The 15734-nt window shown below is 71.7% G+C and carries 9 protein-coding genes; 5 read left to right on the top strand and 4 right to left on the bottom strand.

The window, feature by feature from the left end; genetic code table 11:
• Nucleotides 1-105: 105 nt before the first annotated feature.
• Entirely contained in the window at nt 106-2220 is a 2115-nt protein-coding gene (gene fdhF, locus U5911_RS13745; RefSeq protein ID WP_336037611.1) for a formate dehydrogenase subunit alpha, read from the bottom strand.
• A gap of 194 nt (nt 2221-2414) precedes the next feature.
• Here fdhF and U5911_RS13740 point away from each other — a divergent pair, with 194 nt between their 5' ends.
• Complete coding sequence (locus U5911_RS13740; protein ID WP_336037609.1) at nt 2415-2972, top strand: hypothetical protein; 558 nt, start codon at nt 2415-2417, stop codon at nt 2970-2972.
• A 17-nt stretch (nt 2973-2989) separates the two neighbouring features.
• On the opposite strand, the gene U5911_RS13735 is transcribed toward U5911_RS13740, so the two are convergent.
• Entirely contained in the window at nt 2990-4375 is a 1386-nt protein-coding gene (locus U5911_RS13735; RefSeq protein WP_336037607.1) for an FAD-binding oxidoreductase, read from the bottom strand.
• Between the two features lie 111 nt (nt 4376-4486).
• A complete protein-coding gene (locus tag U5911_RS13730; protein ID WP_336037606.1) occupies nt 4487-6199 on the bottom strand; it encodes a formate--tetrahydrofolate ligase in 1713 nt (570 codons plus the stop codon).
• A gap of 247 nt (nt 6200-6446) precedes the next feature.
• Between U5911_RS13730 and folP the strand changes: the two genes are divergently transcribed.
• The 4 genes from folP (at nt 6447) to U5911_RS13710 (ending at nt 13549) form a co-directional block, all read left to right on the top strand.
• Nucleotides 6447-8918, top strand: a complete 2472-nt coding sequence (gene folP, locus U5911_RS13725; RefSeq protein WP_336037605.1) for a dihydropteroate synthase — start codon at nt 6447-6449, stop codon at nt 8916-8918.
• A gap of 185 nt (nt 8919-9103) precedes the next feature.
• A complete protein-coding gene (locus U5911_RS13720; RefSeq protein ID WP_336037604.1) occupies nt 9104-11710 on the top strand; it encodes a GcvT family protein in 2607 nt (868 codons plus the stop codon).
• A 103-nt stretch (nt 11711-11813) separates the two neighbouring features.
• Entirely contained in the window at nt 11814-12575 is a 762-nt protein-coding gene (locus U5911_RS13715) for an electron transfer flavoprotein subunit beta/FixA family protein (protein ID WP_336037602.1), read from the top strand.
• Between the two features lie 2 nt (nt 12576-12577).
• Nucleotides 12578-13549, top strand: a complete 972-nt coding sequence (locus U5911_RS13710; protein ID WP_336037600.1) for an electron transfer flavoprotein subunit alpha/FixB family protein — start codon at nt 12578-12580, stop codon at nt 13547-13549.
• Nucleotides 13550-13642: 93 nt separating this feature from the next.
• Here U5911_RS13710 and U5911_RS13705 read toward each other — a convergent pair whose 3' ends face one another.
• On the bottom strand, nt 13643-15523 hold the full coding sequence (locus U5911_RS13705) for a BCCT family transporter (RefSeq protein WP_336037598.1): 1881 nt from the start codon (nt 15521-15523) through the stop codon (nt 13643-13645).
• Nucleotides 15524-15734 lie beyond the last annotated feature (211 nt).

The following is a 15734-nucleotide window of genomic DNA, read 5'->3' as shown; positions in this document are numbered from 1 at the left end:
GCTGGCGAGTGGGCGTCGCGCTGTTGGAGCGGCGGTGTGCGCGGCGGCGCTGGCGAGTGGGCGTCGCGCTGCAGAGGAACGAAGTGGGTGCGGCGGCGCCGACAGTCAGTCGTCGGCGGGCGCGTCGCCGTCGCTCGGCTCGACGTTGACCTCGATCTCGGCCGCGGCGGCCTTGTACTCGGGGATCTTCGCGCGCTCGTCGAGGACGTCGTTCGTGAGCAGGTTCGCGGACGCGGCCGCGAAGTGCGGCGTCGTCCACACCGACCCCTCCTTGATGTCCTCGGTGACGTTCGCGGTGACCGTGATCTCGCCGCGGCGGGACCTGAGCGTGACCTCGTCGCCGTCCTCGACGCCGTAGCGCTCGGCGTCGCCCGGGTGGACGTCGACGAAGTTCTCCGGCGTCTGGCGGTTCAGGGTCGGCGACCGCCTGCTCATCGTCCCCGTGTTGTAGTGCTCCTCGAGGCGCGCCGTCGTCAGGATGAGCGGGTACTCCTCGTCCGGCGTCTCCTTCGGCGGCTGGTGGCGGACGCCCTCGATCTGGCCGAGCCCGGACTCGGTCTCGAATTCGTCCTCGTAGAGGTAGGGATCGCCCTCGTCGCCGGGCTCGTAGCACGGCCAGTGGATGCCCTCCTCGCCGAGCGCGTCGTAGGTCATCCCGTGGTAGATGGGACAGACCTCGCGGAGCTCCTCGAAGACCTCCTCGGGCGTGTCGAAGTCGAAGGAGCCGTCGCCGAACAGCCGCTCGCCGACCTCGGTGAGGATGTCGAGGTCGTGGCGCGTGTTCTCGTGGACCTTCTGCACGGGGCGCATCCGCTGGACGCGGCGGTCCGTGTTCGTGACGGTGCCGCCGCGTTCGGCCCACGACGTCGCCGGCAGCACGACGTCCGCGTACTCGGCGGTCTCCGTCATGAAGATGTCCTGGACGACCATGAACTCGAGGTCGGCGAGGCGCTCGGCGACCCGGTTCGCGTCCGGCTCGCTCATGATCGGGTTCTCGCCCATCACGTAGAGGCCGTGGACGGACTCGCCGGCCTCGTGGGAGATCTCGACGTTCGTCAGCCCGGGCTCGTCCGGCACCTCGAACCCCCAGACGTCCTCGACGGACTCGCGGGCCTCGTCGTCGTCGACGAGCTGGTAGCCCGGGAGCACGTTCGGCATCGCGCCGACGTCGCTGGTGCCCTGGACGTTGTTCTGGCCGCGCAGCGGATTGACGCCCGTGCCCGGCCGGCCGACGTTCCCGGTGACCAGGGCGAGGTTGATCTCGTTCTGGACGTTGTCGACGCCGCAGGTGTGCTGGCTCATCCCCATCCCGGTGAAGATGGCGGCGTTGTTCGCCTTCGCGTACTTCTCGGCGGCCAGCTCGATGTCCTCGAGGGGGACGCCGCACTCCTCGGCGGCGGCCTCCTTGTCGAAGTCCGCGAGCGTCTCCTCGAGGTGCTCGAAGCCCTCGGTGCGCTCGGCGAGGAACTCCTCGTCCACCCAGTCGTTCTCCAGGACGGTCTTCAGGACGACGTTCAACAGCGGGATGTCCGTCCCGGGCTCGACCTGGAGGTGCATGTGGCGGTCTGTCTCCTGGATCTCGAACGACCGCGTGGTCTTGTTCGCGTGCGGGTCGACCTGGATGACGGTCGCGCCCTCAAGGACCGCCTGCCGGAAGTACTGGCTGTTCGCGATGGGGTGTTGTTCGCCGGGGTTCGCGCCGTGGATCCAGAAGACGTCGGCGGCCTCCTCGAGGTCCGCCATGCTGTTCGTCATCGCCCCCATCCCGAGGCTCGTGCGCAGCGCCCACACCGTCGACGCGTGGCACATGCGCGTGCAGTTGTCGACGTTGTTCGTGCCGTAGCGGCGCGCGAGCTTCTGGACGAGGTAGTTCTCCTCGTTCATCGTCTTCGAGGAGCCGTAGAACCCCATCGCGTCGGGCTCGTACTCCTCGCGGATGCGGGACATCTCGTCGACGACCCGCGACAGCGCCTCGTCCCACGTCGCCTCGCGGAACTCCCCGTCCTCTCTGATCAGGGGCTCGGTCAGGCGGTCCTCGTGGTCGACGACCTCGGTCGCCGCGCCGCCCTTGATGCAGACGCGGCCCTCGTTGACGGGCGCGTCGCCCCACGGCATGAACCGCATGTCGGCCGGCTCGTCGCCGGGGTCGACCTGGATGCCGCAGCCGACTCCGCAGTACGGACAGATCGTCTTGACTGGTTCCTGTTCGTCACTGGACATGGGTCAGGTGGTGGACGTGCGGGCGTTCATTGGCGCTCTCTCACGTGGAGGTTCGGGGCCACGAGTAAGAATCTTTCCGGGAGCGTGGGCGCGAGGCGGACTTGTCGAGCGCGCGCGGCCGTCGCGGCGGTTCGCCACGCAGGCGCGGTCCGCGGGGAAAACGTTCACGCGACTGGCCGGCGAACCCGCCGGCGATGGAACTCACCCGGGACGTCGTGGAGACGAGAGCCGCCGAGTACGCGGACGAGGAGCCGTTGTACGCCGTCGAGCGCGAACAGGTGGAGACGTTCCCGGACGCGGTCCGCGACGGCGAGTACGGCTGGCGGGACGCCGAGTGGGTACTGCAGTGGTACTTCCGGCGGTTCCTCGGCGCGTACCCGGACGCCGAACGGCGCGCCGTCGAGGCGGCGTTCGGCGAGAACGACTACGAGGCGCTGCGAGACGCGCTCGACGCCGCTGTGTCCGCGGAAGCGGTCGCCGCGCGAGTCGACGCGCTGACCGGGCTGGCCGGCGTGGACGTCCGCGTCGCGTCGGCGTTCCTCCAATTCCTCTTCCCGGAACGACACGTTGTGGTTGGCGACCGCGAGTGGGGGGTGCTGGTCGCCGCGGACGAACTGGCCGACCCCTATCCGGACGCGCTCGACGCGGCAGACTACGAGACGTTCGACGACGCGTGCCTGGCGCTCCAGCAGCGCCTCGGCGTCGACGCGTGGGCCCTCTACCGCGCGCTCTGGCGCCTCGGCGCCGAGTGAACGGCGACCGGGCGCCGCTATTCGACCGCGTCGAACACTGGGTTCCCGGCGAACAGGCCGTCCGGGTCCCAGTCCGCCTTCACGGCGCGGAGCCGGTCGTAGTTCCCGCCGTAGCCGGCGCGAACGCGCGGAGCGTCCTCGTCGTCCGCGAGGAAGTTCAGCGGCGCCGCGCCGGTCGCGTACGGGCGGACCGCCGCGTGGAACTCGTCCACCCAGTCGACGTGTTCGTCGTCCGCTCCGGGGTCGGTCCATCTCGCTTCGACGAGCACGTGGTGGTCGGCATCCCGGTGCGGGTACGCCGTTTCGTCGCGGGACGGCTCGGTCTCCGCGCCGCCGCGCGGGGACACGAACACCGTCCCGCCGGCCGACGGGGCAGCGCGACCGCGGTCGACGACGACCTCGACGGCGTCGTCCGGGAGCGACGCGAGGTACTGGCTCCGCAGGTGGGTGCGCATGCGTCCGCGGCTCTCCCCGGCGCCCTGCCAGGCGACGTACGACCGCTCGCGGAGGCTGTCGGCGACCGGGTCGCCGAACGACCGCAGCGGCTCGAACACGCGGCGCGCGGTCGCCGTCGACCCCGCGTAGCACGCGATGAGCATCGCGACGCGCGTCTCGTGGACCGACTCCGGGTAGTACGGCGCCGCCGGGAGTTCCATCAGGCCGAACAGGAGCCTCGCTTCGCGTGGCATCCCGTCCGTGAACGACGCGTACCGCCGCGCGAGCTCGGGCGCAGCCGACAGGGGGTAGATCAGCGAACCGGCGAACACCGTCGCCACCTCGTGGAGCCGGAACTCGAACCCGGTGACGACGCCGAACCCGCCGCCTCCGCCGCGGAGCGCCCAGAAGAGGTCCTCGTGGCGCCGCTCGCTCGCGCCCACCACGTCGCCGTCGGCCGTCACGACCTCCGCGGCGAGGAGGTTGTCGCACGTCAGGCCGTGCTTCCTGCTGAGCCAGCCGACACCGCCGCCGAGCGTCAGCCCCGCGACTCCGATGTTCGGGTCCTGGCCGCCCGGGACCGCGAGCCCGAACGCCTGCGTTTCGCGGTCGACGTCGCCCCAGGTCGCGCCCGGACCGACCGTCGCCGTCCGCGTGCCGGCGTCGACGGTGACGTCGTCCATCGCGGCGAGGTCCAGGAGGAGGCCGCCCTCGCAGATGGCGCTCCCCGAGACGTGGTGGCCGCCGCTCTTCGCGGACACCCGGACGCCGTGTTCGCGCGCGGCGTTCACGCCCGCGACGACGTCGGCCGTACTCGTGCACTGCAAGACCGCGGCGGGTTCGCGGTCGACGCGGGCGTTCCACACGCGGCGCGCCTCGTCGTACCCCCGGTCGCCGGGTTCGAGGACGGTGCCCCTGGCGGTCGAAGCCACCTCCTCGACGAACTGCGTGCCGTCCTCGTCCGTCACTGGACTGTCCTCCGGGCTGGTTCGTCGGCGTGTCGCGGCTCGGCGAGCAGTTCCTCGGCGTGTCGCGGCTCGGCGGCGACGCCGACGAAGTCGGTGGGCACTGCCAGCGGGCTAGAACAGCCCGGAGATGGTGCCGTCCTCGTCGATGTCCATGTTCGCGGCGGCCGGCTCCTCGGGCAGCCCCGGGAGCGTGAGCACGTCGCCGGTCAGCACGACGAGGAAGCCGGCGCCCGTCGACGCGTACACCTCGGTGACCTCCAGCGTCCAGCCCTCGGGCGCGCCCTTCTTGCTCGCGTCGTCGCTCAGCGAGTGGAACGTCTTCGACATGCAGACCGGCATGTCGTCGAAGCCGTGGTCGGCGAGGCGCTCGATGTCGTCCTCGGCGCTGCCGTGGTACTCGACGTCCTCGGCGCCGTAGATCTCCGTCGCGACGGTCTCGATCTTCTCCTTGATCGGGAGGTCGGTGTCGTACAGCGGCTCGAACTCCGAGTCGGACTCCGCCGCGTCCACGAGGTTCTCGGCGAGGTCGACGCCGCCCTCGCCGCCGTCGCTGAACACGTTCGACTCGGCGGCGCGGATGCCGAGGTCGTCCCGGCAGTGCTCGAGGACGGCCCGGACCTCCGCGTCGGTGTCCTCCGGGAACCGGTTGACGGCGACGACGACCGGCACGCCGAACTGCTGGAGGTTCCGGACGTGCTTGTCGAGGTTCTCGAAGCCGCGCTCGACGGCGTCGACGTCCTCCTCGTCGAGCGCGTCGACGTCGGGGGGCCACATCTCCTGGCCGTGGTACTTCAGCGCGCGCACGGACGCCACGAGCGTCACCGCGTCCGGCTCCATGTCGCCGAAGCGGCAGACGATGTTCATGAACTTCTCGGCGCCGAGGTCCGAGCCGAACCCGGCCTCCGTGACGAGGTACTCGGCGAGGTTCGACGCGGCCTCGTCGGCGATGAGGGAGTTCGTGCCGTGCGCGATGTTCGCGAACGGGCCGCCGTGGACGAACGCGGGCGTGCCCTCGATGGTCTGGACGACGTTCGGCTGGAGGGCGTCCCGCAGGAGGATGGTGACGGCGCCGGTCGCGTCGATGTCGTCGACCGTGACGGCGTCGCCGTCCTCGTCGTAGCCGACGACGATGCGCGCGACGCGCTCCTTGAGGTCCTCGAGGCTGTCCGCGAGGCAGAGCACGGCCATGAGCTCGGAGGCCGCGGTGAGGATGAAGCCGTCCTCGCGGGGGATGCCGGTGACCTCGCCGCCGAGGCCGACGACCGTCTCGCGGAGGACGCGGTCGTTCATGTCGATGGCGCGCGGCCACGCCACCTGGTTGATGTCCACGTCGAGGTCGTTGCCGTGCTTGACGTGGTTGTCGAGCATCGTCGCGATGAGGTTGTGCGCGGACGTGAGCGCGTGGAGGTCGCCGGTGAAGTGGAGGTTGATGTCCTCCATCGGCAGTACCTGTGAGTACCCGCCGCCGGCGGCGCCGCCCTTCACGCCGAACACGGGCCCGAGGGAGGGCTCGCGGATGGCGATGAGGGCGTCCTTGCCGATCTGGTTGAACGCCTGGCCGAGGCCGACTGTCGTGACGGTCTTGCCCTCGCCGAGCGGCGTCGGCGTCATCCCGGTGACGAGCACGAGTTTGCCGTCGTCGCCGTCGTCGCTCGTCCGCTCGATGGCGTCGAGGCTCACCTTCGCCTTGTGTTCGCCGTACAGTTCCAGGTCGTCGCGATCGAGGCCGAACGGCTCGACGACGTCCGCGATGTGGTCTTTCTCGACTGACTGGGCGATCTCGTAGTCGGTGGGCATGCCCGAGTCGCTGTCTGGGGGTGACATCGTATCGGTATCTCCTGGTGTCGTCGTTATCAAAGCGCGCATTACGTGTAACTCTGTTTATCATTCTTGTTCTCGCGACGAGGGGTCGCGCGGCGGACCGCGGGCGGGCCTGCGGACGCGCCGCGCGCGCCGCGGCCGTCCGAGTCCGCCGTCGCCCCAGGCCCAGCGCGCTGATACGTTGTGCTTCGCGGCCGTCGCGGTCCGACCGGGCGGAGTCTTCTTCCGGTCGCTCGGGGATGCACGTGGCATGGAGTACCACGAGGCGGTGGGCCGCCTGGAGCGACTGCGGACCCGCCGGCCGAAACTCGGCACCGAGACGACCGCCGAGCTCCTCGGGCACCTCGGCGACCCCCACGAGGGGCTGACCGCCGTCCAGGTCGCCGGCTCGAACGGGAAGGGCAGCACGGCGACCGTCCTCGCGCGCGTGCTCAAGGAGGCGGGCCTGACGGTCGGCCTGTACACGTCGCCGGACCTGAACGACCTCCGCGAACGCGTCCGCGTCGACGGGCGGAAGGTCCCCCAGCACGCGGTCGCGGACTTCGTCGAGGAGGCGTGGCCGCACGTCGTCGAGCAGGCCGCCGACGGGGACGAACCGACGTTCTTCGAGGCGTTCACCGCGATGGCGCTCTGGGAGTTCGACCGCCGGGACGTCGACGTCGCCGTCCTCGAGGTCGGCATCGGCGGCCGGTACGACGCGACGAGCGTCGTCGACCCCGTCGCGAGCGCGGTCACGAGCGTCAGCCTCGAGCACACCGACATCCTCGGGTCGACCGTCGCGGAGATCGCCCGCGACAAGGCCCAGGTCGCGCCGGCGGACGCGCCGCTGGTCACGGGCGCGGGCGGCGACGCGCTCGCCGCCATCCGCGAGGAGACCGACGTCGTCACGGTCGGCGGCGACGGCGACGGCGGCGTCGACGCCGCGCGCGCGGACGTGGTCGCCGAGCACGGCGAGTTCGCGTCATCCGCGGCGGTCGAGGTGTCCATCGAGGGCCGGGACTGGGCGGTCGACGCGCAGTCCTCGCTGCTGGGCGCCCACCAGGCGCGCAACGTCGGCGTCGCCGCGGCGCTCGCCATGCAGGTCGGCGCGTCGACAGGCGCCACCGTGACCACCGGGGACGTCGCCGCCGGCGTCAGGAACGCGACCGTCCCCGGCCGGTTCGAGGTGCTGGACGACTCGCCGCTGGTCGTCCTGGACGGCGCGCACAACCCGGCGGCGTGCCGGACGCTCGCGGAGACGCTGGCGTGGTTCGACTACGACGACCTCCACGTGGTGTTCGGGGCGATGCGGGACAAGGACCACGCGGGGATGTGCGGTGCGCTGCCGCCGGTCGACGCCGCGTACCTCGCCGCGCCGGCCGTCGACCGCGCGCAGGGAACCGACGTCCTCGCGGCCGTCTTCGACCGGGAGACCGACGCCTCGGTCGCGGCGTACGGCTCCGTGCTGGACGCGGTCCACGACGCCTGCGAGGCGGCCGGCGAGGACGACTGCGTGCTCGTTGCCGGTTCGCTGTACGTCGTCGGCGCCGCCCGCGACCGCTGGACGCGCGCGCCGCGGCTCGTGGACGCGTCCGACCGTGCCGCGGCGCGCCGCGTGCTGTCGAACGCGAACGTCCCGGCGTCCGTCCGCGCGGACCGCGTCGACGACCTGGGGCCGCTGACGGTGCGGTTGCACGCGCGGCGCGACGAGGCAGCGGCGCTGTCCGACGCGATGGCGGACTGCGGCGGCACCGCGGCGGTGTCCGGAATCGCGGCGCCCGACCGCCACGTCGACGTCGTGCTCTCGGGGACGCGGGCGGCGTTCCGGGAGCTGCTCGCGTGGCTCCGCGACCGCGGCGGGGACGCCGTTCACCTGGCAGCGTGCCTCGAGGACGTCCTCGGCGACGACGGGCCGAGCGTCGACGCCCCGTGGGGGGACGGCACCGCAGTGATGGGCGTCCTGAACGTCACGCCCGACAGCTTCCACGACGGCGGCGAGTACGAGGCCGTCGAGGACGCCGTCGCGCGCGCCGAGGCGATGGTCGACGCGGGCGCCGACGTCGTCGACGTGGGCGGCGAGTCCACGCGCCCGGGCGCCGAGCCGGTGTCCGTCGCGGCGGAGCGGGCGCGCGTCGTCCCCGTCGTCGAAGCGCTCCGGGACGTGGACGCGGCGGTGTCGGTGGACACGCGGAAGCCGGCCGTCGCGGAGGCGGCCCTCGAGGCGGGCGCGGACGCCGTCAACGACGTCACGGGGCTCTCCGACGCGGCGATGCGGTCGGTCCTCGCGGACTGGGACGTGCCGGTGGTCGTGATGCACAGCGTCTCCGCGCCCGTCGAGCCCGGCGAGCGTCCGGACTACGACGACGTCGTCGACGACGTGTTCGGCGAGCTCGCCGAGCGCCTGCTGCTCGCCGAGCGGGCGGGCGTCGACCGGTCGCGGGTCGTCGTCGACCCCGGTCTGGGGTTCGGGAAGTCCGCGGCCGACAGCTTCGCGCTGCTCGACCGGGTCGCGGAGTTCCGCGCGCTCGGCGCGCCGGTGCTGGTCGGCCACTCCCACAAGTCGATGTTCGAGGCGGTAGACTGCGGGCCGGCCGAGCGACTGCCGCCGACGCTTGCGGCGACGGCGCTGGCGGCGGAGCGGGGCGCGGACGTCGTGCGGGTCCACGACGTCGCGGCGAACGCGGCCGCGGTCGCCACCGCGGCGCGGACCGTCGCGGACCCGAAACACGACGTATCAGAGTGAGAACTGCTTGTGGGGACGCGGCGGTGCCAGCGGGTGCGCGAGCGGGTGCGGGTACCCTTTTATGGTGGTCCCACCGGGAGTTGGGAGACGACCATGAGACTGCCAACTGGTAGCGCAGACCAGCGCTGCACACCGGACGATTCGTCGACCGCCGACGGACACGGACCGCGCTCCGGTGGTTCGCGATGAGCGCGTCCGACCTCCCGTCGTCGGCCGAGACCGTCATCCTCGGCGCCGGCATCGTCGGGAACAGCCTCGCGTACCACCTCGCGCGGTACGGACGCGAGGACATCGTCCTCGTCGACAAGGGGCCGCTGCCCGACCCCGGCGGCTCGACCGGGCACGCGTCGAACTTCCTGATGCCCGTCGAGCACTCCAAGGAGATGACGCACCTGACGCGTCGCAGCATCGAGCAGTACAAGGACTTCGACACGTTCACGAACAGCGGCGGCATCGAGGTGGCGCGCACCGACGAGCGCGTCGAGGAGCTCAAGCGCCGCGTCCAGTCCGCGAAGGCCTGGGGCGAGCCCGGCGAACTCCTCACGCCCGAGGAGGTCGAAGAGAAGGTCCCCTACGTGAACACCGACCTCATCAAGGCGGGCTTCCACAGCCCCGGCGCCGGCACCTGCGACCCGCTTCGCGCCGGCGAGGTGATGCGAGCACGCGCGGACGCCATCGCGTCCGGCGAGGTCTCGCCCGAGGAGGTCAGCGACGTCGACCCCGAGGGCGGCGTCTCGTCCGGGGGTTCGGGCTCGGGCGGCCTCCACGTCTCCCCGAACACCGAGGTCCTCGACCTCCGCGTCGAGGGCGGCGAGATCCAGGCGGTCGAGACCGACCGCGGCACCGTCGAGGCCGACGAGGTCATCATCGCGGCCGGGCTCTGGAGCCCGAAGCTCGCGGAGATGGCGGGCGTCGAGATCCCCCTGACGCCGGCCGTCCACCAGATGGTCAGCGTCGGCCCCATCCCGTTCTTCGAGGACTACGAGGGCGAGATCTCGTTCCCGGTCGTCCGCGACATGGACACCCAGATGTACGAGCGCCAGCACGGCAACGACCTCGAGGTCGGCTCCTACCAGCACCGCCCCATCCTCTGGGACGTCGACGACGTGCCGTCCATCGACGAGGCGCCGCTGTCGCCGACCCAGCCGCCGCTGACCGACGACGCCTTCGAGCAGTCGATGCAGGACGCCCTCGAGATCGTGCCGGACCTCCTCGACGACCCGGACGCCGGCATCCGCCACGAGATCGACGGCCTGCTCTCGCAGACGCCGGACGGCGCGCCGCTGCTCGGCCCGCTCCAGGACGTCGACGGCCTCTGGTCGGCGGCCGCCATCTGGATCAAGGAGGCGCCCGCCATCGGCGAGGCGGTCGCCCAGTGGATGACCCGGGGCTACTCGGACATCGACCTGCACGCCTCGAACGTCAACCGCTTCTACCAGTACGGCACCAGCCGCGAGTTCGTGAAGAACCGCGCCCACGAGGGCTTCCAGAAGATCTACGGCATCGTCCACCCGCGCGAGCAGTGGCAGTCCTCGCGGCCGCTGCGGACGAGCGCGTTCTACCACCGCCAGGACGAACTCGACGCGCGGTTCTTCGAGGCCGGCGGCTGGGAGCGCCCGCAGTGGTACGAGTCCAACGAGGACCTCGTCCGGCGGTACAACGAGGAACTCGACGGCCTGCTCCGCGGCGACGAGTGGGACTCGCGGTGGTGGTCGCCGATCATCCTCGGCGAACACCTCCACATGCGCGACAAGGTGGCGATGGTCGGCGACATGGGCTTCGGCATCTTCGACGTCGTCGGCTCGGACGCCGCCGAGTACATGGAGAAGATGGCGGTCGGGCGGGCCGACGTCGACGTCGGGAAGACGGTCTACACGCCCATCCTCGCGGAGAACGGCGGGTTCGTCTCGGACCTGACGTTCGCGCGCCTCGACGACGACCACTACCGCATCGTCACCGGCGGCGCGGTCGCCGGCTCCGACAAGGCGTGGTTCGAGAGTCACATCGGCGACGACGAACACGTCACCCTCGTCGACCAGTCCGAGGCGCTGTGCACGCTCGGCGTCTGGGGTCCCGACGCGCGCAACGTCGTCGACGCGGTCGCCGAGGAGGACATGTCCCACGAGGCGTTCCCGCCGTACACCGCCCAGGAGATCACCATCGGCGAGGTCGACTGCTGGGCGATGCGGCTGTCGTACGTCGGCGAGCTCGGCTGGGAGATCTACGCGCCGATGGGCCAGGGCCAGCGGCTCTGGGACACCGTCGCCGAGGCCGGCGCGGAGTACGACATCCGTCCGGTCGGCATGGGCGTCTACGGGACGACCGGCCGCATGGAGAAGGGCTACCGGCTGTTCGGCCACGAGCTCGAACTCGAGTACGACCCCGCCGAGGCCGGCCTGACGTTCCACGGCGTGAAGGACGCCGACTTCGTCGGGAAGGAGGCGTACGCCGAGGCCATCGAGGAGGAGAACGCGGCGACGCTGTGCACGCTCTCCGTCGACGACCACCGCGCCCCGGACGGCGAGCGCCGCTTCATGCAGGGCAACGAGCCGGTCCTCGACGGCGACGGGAACGTCATCGTCGACGAGGAGGGCCGGGAGTCGTACGTCACGAGCGCGGGCACCGGCCCGAGCGTCGGGAAGCACCTGCTGATGGCGTACCTGCCGCCCGAGCACGCCGAGGAGGGCAACACGCTCCAGGTGGAGTACATGGGCGACCACTACCCGGTCACCGTCGAGGTGGCGGGGAGCCGGCCGCTGTTCGACCCGGGCAACGACCGCATCCGGAGCTGACGCGACGGCGACGACACTCGAGCCGTCGCGTCCCGTCGCCGAATCGACTACCGACCACTGCGGTGCCGCGACACAGATCCGACACGACACTTCGACGAAGCCAATGAAGACACTCGCCTGCGTGAAACGCGTGCCGGACACCGGCGCGAAGATCGTACTGACAGACGACAACCAGCAGATCGACACCTCGAACCTCGGGTTCACGATGAGCCCCCACGAGGAGTGCGCCCTCGAGGAGGCGGTCCGGCTCACCGAGGACCACGGCGGTACCGCGACCGCGCTCACGCTCGGGTCCGCGGAGGCCGACGAGCAACTGCGGACGGCACTCGCGATGGAGGCCGACGACGCCGTCCTGCTGGAGACCGACGGCGACGAGTGGGGGCCGGTCGACACCGCGGCCGCCATCGCCGACTACGTGCGTGACGCCGACGACGACTTCGACGTCCTGCTGTTCGGCAACGAGTCCGCCGACGCCGCGAACTACCAGGTCGGCGTGCACGTCGCCAACCGGCTCGACCTGCCGTGCGTCAACGGCGTGAAGTCCCTGTCGGTCGACGACGGGACGGTCGTCGCGAAGCGCGAAGTCACCGGCGGCGAGGAGGTCTACGAGGTCCCGACGCCGGCCGTCGTCACCGTCAAGGAGGGGCTGAACGAGCCGCGGTACCCGTCCGTGCGCTCGAAGATGCAGGCGCGCAAGCAGGACGTGCCGAACGTGGCCCCGGAGCGCCGCGGCGCGGACACGGTCCGGCGCGTCCGCCTGGACGCGCCCGAACAGGACGACACTCCGGCCGAGGTCCTCGGCGAGAGCGCCGACGCGGCCGACGACGTCGTGGACGTGCTCGCCGACGACCTGGAGGTGCTCTGAGCGTGGTGCTCGCAGTCGTCGAACACGACGAGGGCGGCGTCGCGGACTCGTCGCTCGAGGCCGTCACGTTCGCCCGCGAGCTGGCCGCGCAGACGGACGCTGGCGTGGACGCGGTGGCGTTCGACGGCGACGGCGACGCCCTCGCGGACGACCTCGCCGACTACGGCGTCGGCGACCTCCGGGTCGTCGTCCACGACCGGTTCGACCGGTACGCACCGGAGGCGCGCGCGGAGAGCCTCGACCAGGTGCTGGACGACGGCGGACACCGGGCAGTCGTCGCGCCGGGGACGGACCGCGGCCACGAGGTGCTCGCGCACGTCGCCGCGCGCCGCGAGGTGTCGATGGTGACGAACTGCCTGGACGCGACCGTCGACGGCGACGAGTACGAGGTGACCCGACAGCGCTGGGGCGGCAGCCTCCTGGAGGAGGCGCGCGTCACCGGCGGGCCGAAGCTGCTGACGGCCGCCGAACACGAGGTCGGCGCCGAACCGGCGGCGGACGCGACCGCGCCCGACGTGTCGACGTTCGAACCGGCGCTCGACGACGACGACTTCCGCGTGCAGGTCGACCGCTACGAGGAGTCCGACACGGAGGGCGTGCCGCTGGGCGAAGCCAGGGTCGTCGTCGGCGGCGGCCGCGGCGTCGGCGGCCCCGAGGACTACGACAAGCTCGAGGAGCTCGCGGACCTCCTCGGCGGGACCGTTGGCGCGTCGCGGGCCGCCGTCAACGAGGGGTGGCGGCCCCACGACGACCAGGTCGGCCAGACGGGCGCGAAGATCTCGCCGAAGCTCTACATCGCCTGCGGCATCAGCGGCGCCGTCCAGCACATGGTCGGCTGCAAGGGCGCCGAGAACATCCTCGCGATCAACACCGACCCGGAGGCGGCCATCGTCCAGAAGGCCGACTACGCGGTCGTCGCCGACCTCCACGAGGTCGTGCCAGCGCTCAACGACGCCATCCGGGAACGGCAGTAGGGGGTCGGCCGGCCGAGAACGGCAGTAGGGGGTCGGCCGAACCCAACGCAAGTAACGGGGGTCGGCCACTCGGGCTCGTGCGGTGGGGCGCCGTCAGTCCGTCTCGTCGTCCCTGAGGTCCGGTCGCTCCGGGACGAGCGTGACGTCGCGGTCGTCGAGGTACGCGCGGACCTTCCCCGGGAGCGACCGGTGGCCGCGTTCGTCGCGGCGGAACGTCCACGTGAGGCCGCCGAGCGCGACCACCGAGAGCACGGCGAACGGTCCGCCCGTGAGGACGGCGAGGTCCTGCAGCGACTGGCCGCCGCCGACCAGCAGGACGGCCGTCGCGACGACGCCCTGGACCGCCCCCCAGAAGGCGATGCTGCCGGTCGTCGGCACGGAGCCGCGTTCCGTGCCGAGGATGGCGACGACGAGCGTGGAGACGGCGGCGGACGTGGTGATGAAGACGACGATGAGCGCGAGGAACAGGAACATCAGGAGCCGACTCATGGGGAGCGCGGCGAGCACGGGGAAGCCGGCGACGGCCTCGGAGCCGCCGTAGGCGTCGACGGCGGCGAGGACGTCCGCCCGGCCCGTGTGCTGGACGGCGAGCGTCGTCCCGCCCATCACGAGGAACCACAGCACCGTCGCCAGGGACGTCGCACCGACGGCCGTGAGCACGACCGTGCGGACCGTCCGGCCGGTCGAGAGCGCGGCGAGGAACAGGCCGGCGAACGGCGCCCACGAGAACCACCACGACCAGTTCCAGACCGTCCAGTCGGCCACCCACTGGCCGCCGGCGTGTGCGCTCATGCCGGCGAAGTGGACGGCGTACCGGCCGAGGGCGGCGACGCCGCTGTCGAGGACGAACCCGCGCGGCCCGAGCGCGAGCAGGAGCGCGACGAACAGGCCGAACAGCGCGACGGTGACGCCGGCGACGCGGCGGACGCCGCGGTGGACGCCGGTCTGGGCGGGGATGAGGTAGATGACGGTGAGGCCGGCGACGAGCGCGACGGGGCCGAACAGGCCGTAGGAGACGCTCCACTGGTAGTCGATGCCGGTGAGGAACTGCCGGCTGACGAACGCGATGGAGGTGCCGACGCCGCCGATGGTGGCGAAGACGGCGAGCACGTCGACGGTCTTCCCGGCTCGGCCGTCGAGGCGGTCGACGCCGAGGAGCGGCGCCAGCAGCGTCGACACGCGGAGGGGCGCGCCGCGGTTGTGGACGAAGTACGCGATGGGGACGCCGACGACGAGGTACGCGCTCCAGGCCGACGCGCCCCAGTGGAAGAGCGTGTACGCGAGCGCGTCGACGGCGGCCACCTCGGACTGCGGGGCGGCGCCGAAGTACGGCGGTGGCGAGCGGTAGTGGAACAGGGCTTCCGCCGGCCCCCAGAAGACGATGCCGGCGGCGATGCCGGCGGTGAAGAACAGCGCGAAGTACGTCGGGTACGTGTACGTCGGTTCCGCGTCCGGGCCGCCGAGGCGGACGTCCCCCCAGGGGCCGACGACGAGGAAGGCGGCGTACGCGACGGCGACGACCATCGCGGCGAGGAACACCCAGCCGAGGTCGCCGAACGCGAGCGCCTTCGCGGCGCCGATGGCGGCGGTGGTCGCGTCGGGCGCGAGCAGGCGGACGGCGAAGAACGCGGTGAGGACGGCGACCGGCACGCCGAAGGTCACCGGGTCCTGTCTGGCGACGAACGGCGCGACGAGGGGGCGGAGGTGGCCGTGGCGGATGCGGAGGAGGTAGCGCGCAGACCGGCCGTCGCCGTCCGCCGGCTGGTCGGTCGCCGACGGGAGGACGGCGAGGTAGGAGAGGCCGGCGCTGAAAAACAGCAGCGAGACGACCAGCCAGCCGCGCCCGGAGACGGTGGACCCGACGAACCCGGGGAAGAAGAAGCCCGTGACGACGAGGCCGCCGGAGAGCACGGCGACGGGGAGCAACAGCTGCCGGAGGCGGCGCTCCAGCAGGCCGTCGCTCCGCGTTGTCATGGCGCACACTTCTCGGCGGTCCGGCATAGGTATGACGCACGCGAGAGCGGGTCTCGGGGCAGGCCGACTGCGTGTGACGCTGTACTCACGCTGTAGGCCGAATGCGTGTGACGCTGTACTCACGCTGTAGGCCGAATGCGTGTGACGCCGTACTCACGCCGCAGGCCGATTCCGTGTGGAGTGGTACCGTCGCACACGTTTATACGTCGGT

Origin of the sequence: Halobacterium yunchengense, from assembly GCF_037031165.1 — an archaeon.
Lineage (GTDB): Archaea > Halobacteriota > Halobacteria > Halobacteriales > Halobacteriaceae > Halobacterium > Halobacterium yunchengense.
This window is presented reverse-complemented; position numbering and strand designations above follow the sequence as displayed.